The 16046-nt window shown below is 48.7% G+C and carries 16 protein-coding genes and 1 riboswitch; of the genes, 5 read left to right on the forward strand and 11 right to left on the reverse strand.

Translation table 11 applies throughout. The features are described from left to right. Nucleotides 1-74 precede the first annotated feature (74 nt). From SPIGRAPES_RS10110 to SPIGRAPES_RS10125, 4 genes are all read left to right on the forward strand, one after another. Nucleotides 75-740, forward strand: coding sequence for a class II aldolase/adducin family protein (locus tag SPIGRAPES_RS10110; RefSeq protein ID WP_041384603.1), 666 nt, complete (start codon nucleotides 75-77; stop codon nucleotides 738-740). Between the two features lie 11 nt (nucleotides 741-751). After that, nucleotides 752-1585, forward strand: coding sequence for a transketolase (locus tag SPIGRAPES_RS10115; RefSeq protein ID WP_014270663.1), 834 nt, complete (start codon nucleotides 752-754; stop codon nucleotides 1583-1585). Then, the gene (locus tag SPIGRAPES_RS10120; RefSeq protein WP_014270664.1) at nucleotides 1582-2529 is read left to right on the forward strand and encodes a transketolase family protein; all 948 of its coding nucleotides are present in this window, start codon (nucleotides 1582-1584) and stop codon (nucleotides 2527-2529) included. Before SPIGRAPES_RS10115 ends, SPIGRAPES_RS10120 begins: the two co-directional genes overlap by 4 nt. Before the next feature lie 125 nt (nucleotides 2530-2654). Continuing rightward, nucleotides 2655-3386, forward strand: coding sequence for a DUF6062 family protein (locus tag SPIGRAPES_RS10125; protein ID WP_014270665.1), 732 nt, complete (start codon nucleotides 2655-2657; stop codon nucleotides 3384-3386). Here SPIGRAPES_RS10125 and SPIGRAPES_RS10130 read toward each other — a convergent pair. From SPIGRAPES_RS10130 to SPIGRAPES_RS10170, 9 genes are all read right to left on the reverse strand, one after another. Next, nucleotides 3367-3975: a hypothetical protein gene (locus tag SPIGRAPES_RS10130; RefSeq protein ID WP_014270666.1), complete on the reverse strand. Its 609-nt coding sequence runs from the start codon at nucleotides 3973-3975 to the stop codon at nucleotides 3367-3369. The two genes, SPIGRAPES_RS10125 and SPIGRAPES_RS10130, sit on opposite strands and share 20 nt — an antisense overlap. A gap of 1 nt (nucleotide 3976) precedes the next feature. Further along, entirely contained in the window at nucleotides 3977-4369 is a 393-nt protein-coding gene (locus SPIGRAPES_RS10135; RefSeq protein WP_014270667.1) for an OsmC family protein, read from the reverse strand. Between the two features lie 26 nt (nucleotides 4370-4395). Next, a complete protein-coding gene (locus SPIGRAPES_RS10140; protein WP_014270668.1) occupies nucleotides 4396-5307 on the reverse strand; it encodes a cation diffusion facilitator family transporter in 912 nt (303 codons plus the stop codon). Nucleotides 5308-5390: 83 nt separating this feature from the next. Continuing rightward, nucleotides 5391-5481: riboswitch (NiCo riboswitch) on the reverse strand. A gap of 118 nt (nucleotides 5482-5599) precedes the next feature. Further along, entirely contained in the window at nucleotides 5600-7396 is a 1797-nt protein-coding gene (gene aspS / locus SPIGRAPES_RS10145) for an aspartate--tRNA ligase (protein WP_014270669.1), read from the reverse strand. Between the two features lie 102 nt (nucleotides 7397-7498). Continuing rightward, nucleotides 7499-10717, reverse strand: a complete 3219-nt coding sequence (gene carB / locus SPIGRAPES_RS10150; protein WP_014270670.1) for a carbamoyl-phosphate synthase large subunit — start codon at nucleotides 10715-10717, stop codon at nucleotides 7499-7501. Next, complete coding sequence (gene carA, locus SPIGRAPES_RS10155) at nucleotides 10714-11877, reverse strand: glutamine-hydrolyzing carbamoyl-phosphate synthase small subunit (RefSeq protein ID WP_014270671.1); 1164 nt, start codon at nucleotides 11875-11877, stop codon at nucleotides 10714-10716. Before carA ends, carB begins: the two co-directional genes overlap by 4 nt. 273 nt (nucleotides 11878-12150) lie before the next feature. Next, entirely contained in the window at nucleotides 12151-12522 is a 372-nt protein-coding gene (locus SPIGRAPES_RS10160; protein WP_014270672.1) for a PspC domain-containing protein, read from the reverse strand. A 30-nt stretch (nucleotides 12523-12552) separates the two neighbouring features. Continuing rightward, nucleotides 12553-12894: a hypothetical protein gene (locus tag SPIGRAPES_RS10165; protein ID WP_014270673.1), complete on the reverse strand. Its 342-nt coding sequence runs from the start codon at nucleotides 12892-12894 to the stop codon at nucleotides 12553-12555. A 19-nt stretch (nucleotides 12895-12913) separates the two neighbouring features. Beyond that, nucleotides 12914-13570, reverse strand: coding sequence for a PspA/IM30 family protein (locus tag SPIGRAPES_RS10170; RefSeq protein WP_014270674.1), 657 nt, complete (start codon nucleotides 13568-13570; stop codon nucleotides 12914-12916). 223 nt (nucleotides 13571-13793) lie between these two features. On the opposite strand from SPIGRAPES_RS10170, the gene SPIGRAPES_RS10180 reads away from it, so the two are divergent. After that, a complete protein-coding gene (locus tag SPIGRAPES_RS10180; protein WP_014270675.1) occupies nucleotides 13794-14792 on the forward strand; it encodes a sigma 54-interacting transcriptional regulator in 999 nt (332 codons plus the stop codon). 76 nt (nucleotides 14793-14868) lie between these two features. Here SPIGRAPES_RS10180 and SPIGRAPES_RS10185 read toward each other — a convergent pair whose 3' ends face one another. Both SPIGRAPES_RS10185 and SPIGRAPES_RS10190 read right to left on the reverse strand, forming a co-directional pair. Then, a complete protein-coding gene (locus SPIGRAPES_RS10185) occupies nucleotides 14869-15075 on the reverse strand; it encodes a PspC domain-containing protein (protein WP_014270676.1) in 207 nt (68 codons plus the stop codon). Continuing rightward, nucleotides 15075-15731, reverse strand: coding sequence for a PspA/IM30 family protein (locus SPIGRAPES_RS10190; RefSeq protein WP_245535427.1), 657 nt, complete (start codon nucleotides 15729-15731; stop codon nucleotides 15075-15077). The genes SPIGRAPES_RS10185 and SPIGRAPES_RS10190 overlap by 1 nt, the downstream gene beginning before the upstream one ends. Nucleotides 15732-16046 lie beyond the last annotated feature (315 nt).

The following is a 16046-nucleotide window of genomic DNA, read 5'->3' on the forward strand; positions in this document are numbered from 1 at the left end:
CTCAAGCTATAAACATCCTTACATCAGGAATGAACAACTTTAACAGGAAGGGGGATGCATGCTATACTCCGCCCATGGATATACATCAGTACGATGAACAAAGACGACAGGTAGCCGCCTTTATGACGCGATTATATAATCGACAGCTTACTACCGCTTCCGGTGGCAATATCAGTTTTCGCATCAACGATGATTTGTTTTGCATCACCCCTTCGGCACTTGATAAGGCTTCGTTGAACTATGAACAGATTGCCATAGTAACTCTGGAAGGAAAAAACCTGACAGAGAATCTCAAGCTGAGCATAGAGACAGAAATGCACAGGCTCATTCTTGTAAACCGAAAAGACTGCCAGGCTGTTGTGCATGCCCATCCTACCTACGCCTCAGCCTTTACGGCAATTACCGATAATGGCAAGTGTGCAATCAATACAAAGATGATCGCCGAGTCCTATTATATTCTGGAAGAACCTGAAATGGTCGATTACCGGTTGATGGGGACAGTGTCCCTTGCCCAGCAAGTGGCAAGCAAAGCAATCGATCATGATGTCCTGCTCATGGAAAACCATGGCGCCTTGACTATCGGGAAATCCTTGCTCGAGGCTTTTGACAAAATGGAACTTTTGGAGAGAGCAGCCCAAATGACCGTAATTGCTGCAACAATGGAACGGAAGGGATATACCCTCTCCGATTTGAATGCTAATCGGTGTCAGGAATTGATGCAAATGAAAAACAAAAAATAGAGGAGAACACAATGCTTGATGTTAAGGAACTAAAGCTGAAGGCTTTGGAAATCCGGAAGTTGACAATCGAAGAGATTGGTCATTTCGGATCAGGGCATATCGGTGGCAGCATGTCTATCACTGATTTGTTGACCTATCTGTATTACCATGAAATGAGGGTCGACCCTGCCGATCCCAAGAAGATTGACCGTGACCGTCTCGTTTGTTCAAAAGGCCACGCCGGTCCTGCAGTCTATGCAACCCTGGCCAGTAAAGGATATTTCCCAATTGAAATGCTCATGACCCTCAACCAGGGGGGGACAAAACTCCCCAGTCATTGTGACATGACAAAAACCCCCGGCGTCGATTTTACCGGTGGTTCTCTCGGACAGGGCTTCAGTGCTGCAGTAGGCATCGCCCTTGGCCAGAGAATCCAGAAAATCGAAGCTAATACGTTTGCCATCATCGGTGATGGTGAGAGCCAGGAAGGCCAAATCTGGGAAGCAGCAGAGACTGCAGCCCAATGGAAGCTTGGAAACCTGATTGCCTTTACCGATTTCAATAAGCTCCAGCTGGACGGGCCTACCTCTGATATTGTCAATATGGATAATATCGATACCCGTTGGCTTGGTTTCAACTGGCATGTCCAGAGAATCAACGGACATGATTTCAACCAAATCGACCATGCCGTCCAGGTTGCAAAAACCGTGACCGACAGGCCTAGCATGATTATCATGGATACCATTAAATCCTATGGGTTCATCCCAGGCGAAGGCATCACTGGGAACCATAGCATGGCATTCGATACTGCTACTGCCGAGAAGGCAGTACACGACCTCTATGCACGTGAGGGGGTACAGGAATGAGAGATACAAGTACAATTTCCAATATGCGCGATGCCGTAATGGCTGCTATCAATGATTTGGCTACCGAAAACCAAAAAGTGGTTATGCTTGACGCTGACCTTTCGAGTTGCATTGGCTCAGGTTCTTTTTGTAAGGTTTTCCCCAACAGATTCTATAACTGTGGAATTGCCGAGGCCAATATGATCGGGGTTGCCGCCGGTCTTGCCTCTACAGGCCTGATTCCTTTTGCCCATACCTTCGGCTGTTTTGCCAGTCGCAGGGCCTATGATCAGTTCTTCATTTCCGTAGGGTATACCCATCAGGTAATCCACCTTGTTGGAAGTGACCCCGGTATCACGGCCCAGCTCAATGGTGGCACCCATATGCCCTTCGAGGACATTGCCCTTATGCGACAGGTCCCCGGTGTAACAATCATTGACCCGAGCGATACCCAGAGCTGTTATGAGTTGATGAGACAAGCCTATGACCTAAACAAGACTTCCTATACCCGGGCTGCCCGTAAGGGTGCTTCCCATCGGTATCCAGTCGGAACCAAGATTGAACTTGGTAAGGGTATTGTTCTCAATGAAGGTGATGATGTTGGCATCTTTGCAACCGGTGAGGTTCTGGTAGCTGCTGCAGAGAAAGCCCTGCCCTTGCTGAAGGAAAAGGGAATCAATGCAACATTGGTTGATCTTCACACCATTCGCCCGCTTGACTATGCTTTGGTCGATCAGGTAGCAAAGCGTTGCAAACGCATCCTAGTCTGTGAAAACGGACGGTATGCCGGTGGTGTTGGCGAGGAAATCGCCGGATATCTGGTCAAGACCAATCCTGTTTTGATGGATTTTGTCAATGTTGGCGAGCAGTTCGGTGAGGTTGGCAAACTCGATTATCTTGCAAAGGTTTTTGGCTTTACAGCCGAGAATATTGCCAAGAAAGCAGAGGACCTCGTCAGAAGGTAGATCTAACTTATAGTTTTATAGGGCGAAGCCAGGTTGTCTAAACGATAATCTGGCTTTTCCTTTATTTCCATAAAATACAGGAAAACCAATTTGAAGAAACCTGAAACATGCTACAATCGGGGACTATGAAGATAGAACTAGAAACAATCCCTGTCTGGGATGGGGTAAAAAGCGGAAGCGAATGTTTTGTATGTGACTTGATGGAAGAGTCAGAAAAATATGCAATCTCCTTTTATCTTGGGAATTCAGTCATGAATCCCGAGACACGGGTAAAAGTCAATGAACATGGGTTTTGCCCGACCCATTACCAGATGCTTCTCTCGGCGAACAAGCCGCAGGGCCTTGCCTTGATGACCGATACCTATCTTTCCACCACTGTAGAGAAGTTCGAAAAAAGCTTTGAGGCCTTGCTCGGGGCCAAGCCTGGCAGGAAAATGCAGGCAGCCATTGCAGATTTTTCAATCCAACTGGAAAAAAGGGAGCAAGGATGCCTTGTCTGTACTTCCATGCAAGACCGGCTTACCCGGTATTGCTTTACCATTGCCTATCTATGGAACCAAGATCCTGAGTTTAAAGAGGCTTTGGCAAAGGGGAAAGGATTTTGCCTGCATCATTTCCAGAAATTATTGGAAATCTCCCCAAAGGTCTTGTCAGGTTCTTCCCATGCCGAATTTGTAAAAGCAATAACTGAATTGGAACTTGCCAACATCGACCGGATTAAAAAAGACGTATGGTGGATGACCCAGAAGTATAAATCTGAGAATTATGAGGAAAGCTGGAAAGGCTGCGAGGATGCACACAGAAGGGGAGTAAACAAGATTACAGGGAAAAGCCGGGTTATTGATCCGTTGAAATAGTATGGTTTTTCTTTTTCCTGGATTTCCGGGTTTTTATTCCCAGCGAAAGCTGGAGATCTCCAGAATCATGATCCATTTCCTTCTGCATGAAGAGGGAGCTCATCCCTTCCTGTTTGTTAAAATGGTAGTAGTCAATCCTAGGGCCATTGGAACGATAGATTAGTATATAGTCTTTCTGAGGAAGAAATGCTACGGCCAAAACGAGGCTGCATCCCAGTCCTTGCAGTTTTCTCAGCCTGTCCATTTGGCTTTTGTTAAGGTAATCATTATAGAACACCACTGCCAAAGGCCGGCTCTCTTTGCGGTCATGAACCAACAGGTCGACTGGAACTGTTCCCACAATCGGGTAAATATCAACTTTCATGTTTTGCGGCAATGCAAGAGAGGATTTGGAACTGGGGTCAAGGGAAAGGCCAAGAACTTTTCTCAGCTCTCGCTGCAAATGTGAGGCAAAACAATGGGCGATGCTTATCTTTGCCTTATGCCACTCAAAAAGCTCGCTGTCTTCTGTCAACAAATAACTCAGGGCACTTTCAAATGCATCGAAAAGCAAAATATTTGAATATCGCCCCTTGTTTTCTGTTTCCACCTTATCGCTCCTGGGAGAAATCGACTGTCCAATGCATTTCTGCGACTTTGGAGAGGGTCTGGTATATGGAACAATACCGTGTAGCTGTCTCGAACGCCTTCAAAAATTTCTCTTGGTTGTCGCACCCGGTTGCCGTAACGTTGATAGTGCATTCCTTGAGTGTGGTTGGAGAGGTTTCCCTCTTTGTTCCGAGCACTTCAAATCCTACATGTTCCCAGGCAACCTGCATTTTGACCGAAAGGGCCTCAAACGTGCTGAACAGACACCCGCTCAGAGCACCCAGCAAATAATCATAGGGACCTGTAGACCCCAGCTCATATACCGATCCATCAGAGGTGTTGAATTGGTAGTGTCCATGGACAAAATCGGCACGTATATGTTTTGATTCACTCATTGTCTAACTCCATGCCCAATAGTAACTCATTTGTCTGCGGTAATGCTAGTATAATTCTTTTTGAAAGGATTTACATGGACCATACAGTGTTTTACCTCAGGGAAATTAAGTTCAATTGCATGGTGAACCCGCTCAGCAATTGCATGGGCTTCTACCAGACTCAGTTTTCCGTCTGCAGAGATCTCTACATCGACATAGGCTCTAGAGCTGAACTGCCGGGTATTAAGCACATCAAGGGACAGTACCCCTTTCTGGTCTAGTACGACTCCCGTGATAGCTTCTACAGTTTCCTGTGGACATGCCTGGTCGACCATTTTATTCATACCATCCATAAAAATCTGGATTCCTACCTTGAGGATGAAACCGGCGATGATAATTGCAGCAAAAGAATCTGCAATGGGGAATCCGAATCTCGAACCGGCAATGCCGATCAAGCCCCCGGTCGTGGCCAAAACATCACTTTGTGAATCCCATGCCGAAGCCATCAGGGCTGATGATTTAAGTTTCTTTGCCCCCCATCTGGTATAGATAAACATAATTTCCTTTATGATTATCGAGGCTCCAGCAGCAATCAATGCCAAAATCCCTGGCATCGGGAGATTTTTGTAGGTACCTTTGAATATTTTTTGAATACCATCGACGCCGAGGCCGAACCCGACAGCCATGACAATCCCTGAAAGCAGAATGGATGCAACACATTCAAGCCTTTCGTGTCCGTATTGGTGGTTTTTATCCGATGCCTTTGATGCTGCGCGAAGACCGATGATGACAATTATGGAACTGACTACATCGGAAGCATTGTTTATTCCATCGTTTACCATTGCGCTGGAATTGGCGACTACACCAACGATTAGCTTGGATACAGAGAGAAGCGCGTTCAGAAAGATATTCCCACGAGAAATTCTCATGGCAATTTTTCGATCAGTTTGATGTTCCATCAGTTACCTCCGGTAGCTTTTGGCACTCCTTATGATTCGACTATATCCCCGGTGAATAAAAAAAATACATCCGTGGGGATACTAACCGTCCCACAGATGTTTCTATTCACCTGTTGTCCTTACGGACCCAGCCCCACAGGCCAGAAGGCCCATCGCCTGCTCAGTTTGTACTGTAGATTCATATTGCAGTGCAAATTCAGATGTATGTAAGGTACAAAACAATTATGCATTTGTCAATGTTTGTACTGTAAGAGAAAAAGAAAGCCCCGAGGTTTAATTCGGGGCTGTTGTACTATTCTTTTTGTTTTGGCTTGTTGATGATCAAGTGCAAATCATCAAGTTGCTGTTGGTCGAGCTCTGAAGGGGAGTCGTCCATCGGGCTTACTGCCGCGGTGTTCTTCGGGAATGCAATGACTTCATGGATTGAGGTTTGCTCACTCATAATCATTACCATCCTGTCGATACCGGGGGCAATCCCGCCATGCGGGGGTGGTCCATACCTAAAGGCATTGAGCAGGAACCCGAACCTTTCCTCTGCTGTCTCATCATCAAAGTTACAGATTCTGAAAATCCTCTTCTGCAATTCGACATCATGGATACGGATAGAACCGCTTGCACACTCATATCCGTTGCAGACCAAGTCATAGAGGTCACCTTTTACGCTACCTGGATCGGACTCAAGTGTGTCGAGGTATTCAATCTGGGGCATGCTGAACATGTGGTGAGCAGCTTCCCAGTGGCCTTCCTCTTCATTGTATTCAAACAAAGGAAAGTCGATAATCCAGCAGAATTCAAAGCTTTTTCGGATCAACTTCAAATCCTTGCCGAGTTTAGTTCTTACAGCCCCAAGGCTGGTGCAACACTTTTTCCAGTTTTCATGGGCAACGAACAGGATCAAATCGCCCTCATTGGCACCAAGCCGATCTATGAGCTCACTCTCCAAGCCCCCGAAGAATTTTGTTACACCACCGGAGAGGGCTTTGTCTGCTCCGACTTTGATCCATGCCAACCCCTTGGCCCCATAGATCTTTGCAGCGTCTTCAAGTTCAGTGATGTACTTGCGTGAGAAATCAACACCCTCGGTCTTGGGAGCACACAGTGCCTTTACATGGCCACCGTTTGCCAAAATCTCTCCAAAGGTCCCAAAACTACTTTTTGATGCAAGGTCATCGACATCAAACATGGGGATATCGAACCGCAGGTCAGGCTTGTCACAGCCATAGGTATTCATGCTCTCATGGTAGGAAAGCCTGGTAAAATGAGCAGGAAGATCGTAGTCCATAACTTCCTTGAAGACATGGTTGAACAACTCTTCAATAAGGAGCAGGACATCGTCACGCTTCACGAAGCTCATTTCGATATCAAGTTGTGTGAATTCCAGCTGGCGGTCTCCGCGGGCATCCTCATCACGGTAACAACGGGCAATCTGGAAATACTTGTCGATACCGCCAACCATCAGGATTTGCTTGAAAAGCTGAGGGCTTTGGGGAAGGGCATAGAATTTTCCAGGATAAATGCGGCTGGGAACGACAAAGTCCCTGGCTCCTTCCGGAGTACTCTTAATGAGTGTGGGGGTCTCGATTTCAAGAAAGTTTTTTTCTTCAAGGTATTTTCTGATGGAGAAAATGAAATCGTTTCGCAATTTCATTCTCTGTTGCATGCCTTGTGTACGCAAATCGAGATAACGATATTTAAGCCTGAGATCCTCACGTGGTTCATTCCCGTCGTCAATCTGGAACGGAAGTGGAGCACACTTGGAAAGAATTTCGATTTTTTCGGCTTTTACTTCGATTTCTCCGGTTGCCATCTCAGGATTGACCATTGAATCTGGGCGAAGGCGGACAATGCCCGTCACGGCGATACAAAATTCCATCCTGAGTTCTTTAGCGGTATCCTGTAATTCGATACTGGCATCGTCGTCGACGACGACCTGGGTAATACCATATCGGTCTCTCAGGTTGATAAAATGGAGTGCACCGTGGTTTCGGTCCCTATGGACCCATCCATTGAGAATAACGGTCTTGCCGTTATCTGCTTTCGTAAGTGCCCCGCACGTAGCTGTTCGTTGTGAAAATGCTTCTTCTGCCATAATGGGTCCCCGTGGGCCTCCTTTGCAAAGTACTCCCATACTATAACATCAAGATTCAAAAGGCAATTGCCTGGTTGTAAGGAAACCGGAAGCTGGAAAAGGTTATTGGGGGAGTTCCCTTACGGTAAATTGCTTTTTCTGGAGATATTCAATAGCTTGGACTGCCGCGCTTGCCGCACTGGTTGTGGTAGTATAGGGAATTTTTAAACGCATTGCTTCACTTCGTATTTCATCGTCACTTTTATGGGCATGGAAGCCTACAGGGGTATTGATTACCAAATCTACCTGTTTTGCCCTAAGGTAGTCGGTAATATTTGGGTTGCCCTCATGGACTTTCTGGACCACTTCGCTCAAGATACCCTCTTCAAACAACGATCTGGCAGTTCCTCGGGTCGCTGCAATGGAAAAACCCATTTCCTGAAGTTTTTTTGCAATGGGAATAATTGCTTTCCTGTCTTTTGCATTGACGCTTATGATTACTTTTCCTGAAACCGGTAGGCGATTTCCTGCACTTGCCTGGCTTTTGGCAAAGGCTTCACCGAACGTCTTCCCCATTCCTATGGACTCCCCAGTAGAGCGCATTTCCGGCCCGAGCAACGGGTCGACATTGGAGAACCTATCAAAAGAAAATACGGCTTCCTTGATAGCCCACCCGGTCAGGCAACGCCCTTCGCTGTAGGTACCCTGTCTTTTGACTAGGTTTTGGCTGACAAGGTCTTGTCCTTCCCATACCCTTACCGCTGCCTCAATCAGGTTGACCCCTGAAGCCTTTGATATGAAAGGGACAGTACGGGAGGCCCTTGGGTTGACCTCGATAAGATACAGTTTGTCATCCTTGGCTGCAAACTGGATATTCATCAAGCCTTTAACCTCCAAGGCAATTGCAAGCTTGTGTGCCCATTCTTTCATCTGGGACAATATCTCGGGCTTGGATTTGTAAGGGGGGAAAACCGCAGCAGAGTCGCCACTGTGAATCCCTGCTGCTTCAATATGCTGCAAAATGCCCCCTATATAGAGGTTTGTCCCATCAGAAACGGCATCAAGGTCATATTCGAAGGCATCGTCGAGGAATTGGTCGATAAGGACAGGAGCTTTTTTACTAGCCTCAATCCCGCTGTTTGAGCAGAAATCGTTGATTCCCTGTTCATCGTAGACAATGAACATTCCTCGTCCACCGAGCACAAAGGAAGGACGAATCAGCACAGGAAAGCCTACCTCGATGGCCATCGGCAGTATTTCTTCTTTGCTTCTAGCAATTCTGTTTGCTGGTTGCCTTAATTTCAATCTTTTGACCAATTGGGAAAAACGATCCCTGTCTCCTGCTTCGTCGAGTCCTTCAAGCCGTGTACCTATGATGTCTGCCCCGCTGTTTTGGAGGCTGTCAGCCAGATTCAGTGGCGTCTGGCCTCCAAGCTGGACCACAACGTGCTTGGTTTGTTCCTGCCTGAGTATTTCTTTTACATGCTCTGTTGCTAAAGGCTCTATATACAGCCTGTCGCTTATGTTGAAGTCGGTTGAAACGGTTTCGGGGTTGCTGTTCACCATAATGGTTTTTCTCCCGAGTTTTTGGTAGGCCAGGGAAGCCAGCGTGCAGCAGGTGTCGAATTCAAGTCCCTGGCCGATTCTGTTAGGTCCGCTTGCCAAAATAACTACAGCGTCTTTTCCCAGGGGCTTAGGTTCATTTATTTCCCCATAGGTGGTGTAGCAATAGGGGGTGAGTGCTTTGAATTCCCCGGCACAGGTATCGACGAAATGGGTCGAGGGATGGATTACCTGGGCAAAGCGAAGCCTTTCGATATCTTGCTCATCCTTCTTGAGGAGCTTGGCGATACGCTTGTCGCTCATTCCGGCCTTCTTTGCTCGCTCCAAGAGAGTTGGGGTGAGTCCTTTGACAATCTCTTTGTCCAGTCTGGTTTGTTGCACCAGCAGATAGAGGAACCAAGGGTCAAAAGCTGTAATCGAGGCAACCTCATCCAGTTTTTCCTCCCCGTCCTGACTCAAGACGGAATAGGCGGCCATCAAACGCAAAGGATGGGCACTATGGAGCAATTCATCAACATGTTCCCTGCTGAATTTTGTATCTTCACATAGATCGGTCAAACCCTCGAAGCCCCTCTCTGAAGATCTGATGCCTTTATTAAGGGCCTCAAGGGCTGTCCTGCCAAGGGCAAGAGCTTCTCCGACACTTCTCATCTGGGTCCCCAGGGCGCTGCAGGGAAGAGGGAATTTTTCAAGTTCGAAGCGGGGGACCTTTACTGCGCAGTAATCGAGAGCGGGTTCAAAACAGGATACCGATTGGCCCGTGATTTCGTTCAGTACTTCGTCAAGCGTATAACCGACAGCAAGTTTTGCAGAACATCTGGCAATTGGGAAGCCTGTGGCCTTGCTGGCAAGTGCGGAGGATCGGGAAACCCTGGGGTTCATCTCGATGACAATCATTTTTCCGGTTTTTGGATCGAGGGCAAACTGAACATTGCTTCCGCCGCAGTCAACCCCGACAGCGCGAAGGATGTTTATCGAAGCATCCCGCATTATCTGGTATTGCCGGTCGTCGAGCGTTTGGATTGGGGCTATGGTAATGCTATCGCCGGTATGGACCCCCATCGGGTCGATATTTTCTATTGAACACACAACAATTGCATTGTCGTTCTTGTCCCGCATTACCTCCATTTCAAATTCTTTCCATCCGATAAGTGATTCTTCAACCAGTGCTTCGTGATTGGGGCTGGTCTGCAGGGCATGTTCTATGAGAGTTGGGAATTCCTCTTCAGTGTAGGCAATCGATCCCCCCATGCCCCCAAGGGTAAAACTGGGGCGAATAATGAGCGGGAGTCCGAGCTTTTCTTTGAAAGCCTGGGCTTCCGAAAGTGAATGGATGACTACACTTTTAGCACTCTCAAGACCCAGTCCCTCTACGATTTTTTTAAAGGATCCCCTGTCTTCAGCAAGGCCAATCGATTTGATTGAGGCTCCGATTACTTCGACCCCGTACTGATTTAGAAGCCCCAGGTTATCAAGCTCGATGGCGAGGTTCAATCCTGTCTGCCCTCCCATGGTGGTCAGGATGGCATCGGGTCTTTCCCGCTGGAAAATCTGCTCGATATATTCGGGTTTCAGAGGTTCCATATAAATATGGTCTGCAATACCAGGGGTTGTCATAACCGTGGCTGGGTTGGGATTGACGAGAATAACCTCATAGCCTTCTTCTTTGAGTGCTTTCACTGCCTGGGTTCCGCTATAGTCGAATTCACAGGCTTGACCGATTACAATTGGACCGCTTCCGATAACCAGGATTCGATGAATGTCTGTTCTTGCGCTCATAGTGTAGTAACTCCTTGTTTTGCCACTTCTAGGAAGCGGTCGAAGATCCAAGAGCCATCATGGGGTCCAGGAGAAGCTTCAGGGTGAAACTGGACTGACATAACCGGTAAGTCAGTATGGATCAAACCCTCATTGGAATTATCATTTGCATTCATGAACCATTGGTTTGTGCAGGGAGGTAGTGATTCTCTATCAGCCATAAATCCATGGTTCTGGCTGGTGACGAAAGTCCGGCCCGTCACACAATCACGGACAGGATGGTTCGCCCCGTGATGTCCAAATTTCATTTTTACCGTCTTCCCTCCCAATGCGCAGGTAATAATCTGGTGTCCGAGACAAATACCAAATACGGGTAGCTTGCCGATTACTTCTTTGGTCATACGTACTGCATGGGTGAGTAGTGCAGGATCTCCAGGTCCATTGGAAAGAAACATAGCTGAACATCCTGAATTGAGGATTTCTTCACTGGTCACTGAACTTGGGAACAGGGTTACCCGTACTTGTCGTTTGTACAATTCATTGATAATGGATTTCTTAATCCCGAAATCGACCACGGCAAACCGTAGGGATTCTTTTTCAGGAATAGGAATCTCAACAACAGGGTCGACACAGATTTTTTTGACCGAGACTCCTTCGATGAGGTCTCGCTCACTGATTGAGGGAAAAGCGTGTAAGGCTTTCATTGCCAGGATAAGTTCTTTGCCTTTCAAGGTAGAGCAATCGGACCGGACCAAAAGGGCATTGCAGGAACCGAAATCGCGAAGGTGTAATGTCAGCCTTCTTGTATCTACGCCTGTGATTCCGTACACCTCATGCTTTTCCATGAATGAACGTAGGGAAGTTTTTCCCTGGGGAAGGGGTCCGTCATACAATTCGTGTACAACCAGGGCCGTTGCCGGTATGGCTTGCGGGCAAAGGGCGTTTTCGTTCAGATTTTCTTCACAACCATAATTCCCGATGTGTGGATAGGTCATTACTACCATCTGGCCATGGTAGGAAGGGTCTGTAAGGATTTCCTGGTAACCGGTCATGCTGGTATTGAATACCGCTTCCCCTATCGGGGGGAATGCATTCAGTTCGGAAGGTTTTGGAGCGAGTTTTCCAAATCCGTAGCCAGAAAAAATGCTACCGTCCGAAAGGACGAGAAAAGTTTTTTCCATGGTTGCACCTTCTAGTTCAAATTGATGGGATGATATCCGAATATTTTAGAATATGCAACATAATTTTTAAGAAATGCAACAAAATATAGGTAAGTGCTGGAAATCTATTAAAAACAGCAACAAATAATGCCTATATGCAACAAAAGACCCAAGATTTTCAATCCTGAGTCCTCGTTTCTTTCAATTTTATCATTGTATCGACATTCCCAGGGAAATTGGCGGAACCAGAGAATGTATGAAAAAGCCTTTGCTTCCTTTGCATAGTTACGTATGCTATTTCCCTTCGTGGAAGCGGTCTTCCCAGTCTCGTTCCTTGTTGAAGATGTCGTTCTCCATTTTTTCCACTTTCCGTTTCAACCGCTCGTATTCCGATTGCAGGTCCTCGTCGGAACGAGGGTCGTCGTCATCCTTTTCTCCGGAGTAATGAGTCCCGCCGTTCCCGTAGATTGTATCTGCAGGGTTCATGGGGATGATCAGTGCTGCCAGGAGGTAGAGTATTGCCCCGGGGAAGATACCGGTCACTATAATCGTAATGAACACAATCAAACGTATCGGGTCGACCGGTAAGTCACGCCATTCAGCCAGACCTGCACAAACCCCGAAAATCTTGCCCCTGGGTGACCTGTAAAGTTTTTTCGTTGCCATAGCTGTCATTTCCTTTGTTCCTTATTCGTTCTAGCCGTTGGAATTTCCCTTGCGGCTGTTCATGATGGTTTCGATGTTGTCGAGACGTTTCTGCAGATCGTCGATGCCTTTCTTCACCTGGGCCCTGTTGTTCTCTTTCTCCCAGGATCCGAGGGTATCGCTCTCGTCTGCCGTTTCTATTGTATGTTTGTATTTGTGTGTTCTTTCGCTTCGCCTCATCGAGCTGTACGTGCCGGGCTTGATGCCCTGGGACATCTCCTGCATCCTTAGCGCGGCGTCGAGCTTTCTCTTTTTGAGCTCGTGCCGGTTGTTGATGGCCGAGATGATTATCACGAAACTGAAGATTACCACGAGAATCCAAGCGGCTTCCATTTATTCTCTCCCCTATGTGCTATTTGCCTGCTATCTTGAGCAGCTCGGCGATCTCGGCGTCGATGTCATCCATCTGTTCGAGGTCCTTGAACCTGTCGTCCAGATTGCTCGAACGGGCCCTGTTGAGGGTGTTCCCTGCCTGCATGCGGTCGATTTTCTCCTCCATGGAGGAGAACCGGTCGTACGTGGCGCTTTCGGCCGCGCGCCGGAGCGTGTCCTGGGCCGCCTGCTCTTCCTTCGCCCGCTTCGCCCGCTCCACCATCACCTGGTACTTCTGCTTGACGGAGGCGAGCTTGTCCTCGATCTGGTTGATCTCGTCCTTGCTGGTCTTGATCAGCCCGTCGGCCACGTCCAGTTCCCCCGACAGCCTGTCCACCTCAGCCTTCGCCCGCTTCTTCTCCAGCAGCGCCTCGCGTGCAAGGTCCTCGCGCCCCTTGGCTATCGCCAGCTCTGCGCGGCTCTGCCAGCGCTGCATGGCGTTCTCGCTCTCCTTGTACATGCGCTCGGTCTTGGCCCTGCCGGCCATCTTCGCCGCGCAGGAGCTCTTCAGCTCAATGAGGGTATCTTCCATTTCTTGCATCATCAGCCTGATCATCTTCTCGGGGTCTTCGGCCTTGTCGAGAAGCGAGTTGATGTTGGCATTCACTATATCTAAGAACCTTGAAAAAACGCCCATCTTATGCTCCTTGGGTAGTCATGCCACCCGTGTTTGTACAAACCTATTTGCAGGAACCGTGCCAAACCCGCCTTCCCGGCAAAAAAACCCGCCAATTCCTTGTTTGCCAATGTATTGGCCCGCCTGGGGGGGCAGGGTGCTTTCCTCTCCCTGCTCCCCGTGATACTCTTCGGTTGGTAAAACCTGCCATGTATGGCTTATTTTACCAAATCGGAGGGCTCCCATGGAATCAGGACATAATGGTTACAACCAGCAACCTTTAGGCGAGAGTGAAGTCTTTCTTGACTTTCAAAACCAATTGAGCAGGGCTGCGACGGTAAACAGGTCTGTCCTGCTGGTAGGGGAACGGGGAAGCGGGAAGGAAATAGCAGCCCGCAGACTTCATTTCCTTTCCCCTCGTTGGCAACAGAACCTCGTGACAGTGAACTGTGCAGCCCTTCCTCCTTCCTTGATAGAGACGGAACTGTTCGGATATGAGCAAGGAGCGTTCACCGGGGCCCAGAAAACCCGGAAGGGGCGTTTCGAGGAAGCCGAGGGAGGTACGCTCTTTCTTGATGAAATCGGCATCATCCCCCTTGAAGTCCAAGAAAAAATCCTTAGGGTTGTCGAATATGGTACCTATGAGCGGGTTGGATCTTCTGTTACCCACGAAACGAATGTCCGTATCATCGGTGCGACCAATGCAGACCTTCCCCAACTTTGCAAGGAAGGTAAGTTCAAGGAAGATTTGCTCGACAGGCTTTCCTTTGAGGTGCTGTTTCTTCCCCCTCTGCGAAAAAGAGGTGATGACATCCTTCTATTGGCAAACTATTTTGCCGCGAAAATGGCCTTGGAATGTGGGAGGCAGGAGATGCCTATCCTTAGCGAAGAGGTATCTGCAGTCCTTCTTGGTTACTCGTGGCCAGGAAATGTCCGTGAATTGAAGAATGTGATAGAGCGGGCCGTGTATCGTAGCGATGGTCAAGTCATTGAACAACTTACGCTGGATCCTTTCGAAAATCCGTATACGATGGAAAAGGCTGCCGTTGCTGAAAATCAGGAAATGCCAAAGAAACCCTTTGATCTTTCCCAATATGAGACGGCAAGGCAAGAGTTGGACCTCCTCTACCTCCGCGAAGCACTTGCAAGGGCCAAAGGTAACCAGAAAGAAGCTGCCAAGCTTTTGTCCCTTACCTATGACCAGCTTCGCGGACTCTACCGGAAGTTCCAGGACAGGCTATAAAAAAACAGGAGATCAACGATATCCTGTTTTTACAACAACTCACATGGAAACGTCACCTGGCGCGAACAGCTTGCAGCTAGTAGCGCGGGGGCATCAGCACTGCGGCCAAGAGGTACAGTGCTGCCACCTTGAAGAACCCGACGCTGAAAAGCAGGATGAGGCCGATGATCCTCAGGGCCCAGGCAGGGAGGCCCGACCAATTGGCAAGCCCCTGGAAGACCCCGAGGAACATACCGTCGTGCTCCCTGTAGAGCTTGTTCGAATCATGTCTGTAGTAGGTCATTACAGGTTCTCCTTCATGGAGGCCTTGAGCTGGGCAAGCTCGGACTCGATGGCGCTGTCGCTCTCCATCTTGCCGAACTCGTCGGTGGGGGAGGCCCTGTGGTACCCGGCCATCTGTGCGTCTGCCTCCATGCGCTCGATCTTGCTCTCCAGCTCATTGAACTTGCCGGCGAGCTCGCTGCTGTCGCTGCTTCTCAGCGTGTCGGCGACCTTCTTCTTTTCCTTTGCGCTCCTGGCCCTCTGGACGAGGATCTGCTGCTTGTCCTTCACTTCCTTGAGCTTGTCGGCGATCTGGGAGAGCTGGGCGTCCTGGCTGGAGAGTATCGACCCGAGGTTCTCCAGCTGCGCCTCGATGCTGCGCACCCGCTCGGTAGCCTGCTTCTTCTCCACCAGGGCCTCGCGGGCGAGGTCCTCGCGGCCGTTGGCTATGGCGAGCTTGGCGCGGTCCTCCCAGCGTGCGACCGACTTCAGCAGCTCCCCCCTCTCCCTCTCGAGGCTGGTTTTCTCAGCCAGGCGGGCGGCCTTGGAGGTCCGTGCCTTGGTCAGTGTATCCTGCAGCTCGGCTATCATGTAGCTGATCATCTTCGCCGGGTCCTCGATCCTGTCCAGAGCGCTGTTTACGTTAGAGTTGAAGATATCCGCGATCCTTTTGAACATTTGCATTATTGTCTCCTTGCGCCACCGGGTGGCTTGTCTGTATGGTTTTGTGTACGCAAATACCATTGCAGATGGCGTGCCAACTTTCCCCGATTCGCTAAGCAGGGCCTTGGATTGATGTTTTCCCTTCGGTTCCGGCGAAAAAAGCATTCTTTTTGCCGTGCAATGGTAAAAAATGCCAATGTGCCAAAGGCAAAGATGCCATCTTGTCCCCTATTGTGAAGAAAGGCTGAAAAGCTTCAGCCAATCCTATTGGCTGCAACCTATCGATTAACCGGATGTAAAACAAAAGACCCTGCATTTTCAGTGCAGGGC

Source organism: Sphaerochaeta pleomorpha str. Grapes (assembly GCF_000236685.1).
Taxonomy (GTDB): Bacteria; Spirochaetota; Spirochaetia; order Sphaerochaetales; family Sphaerochaetaceae; genus Sphaerochaeta; species Sphaerochaeta pleomorpha.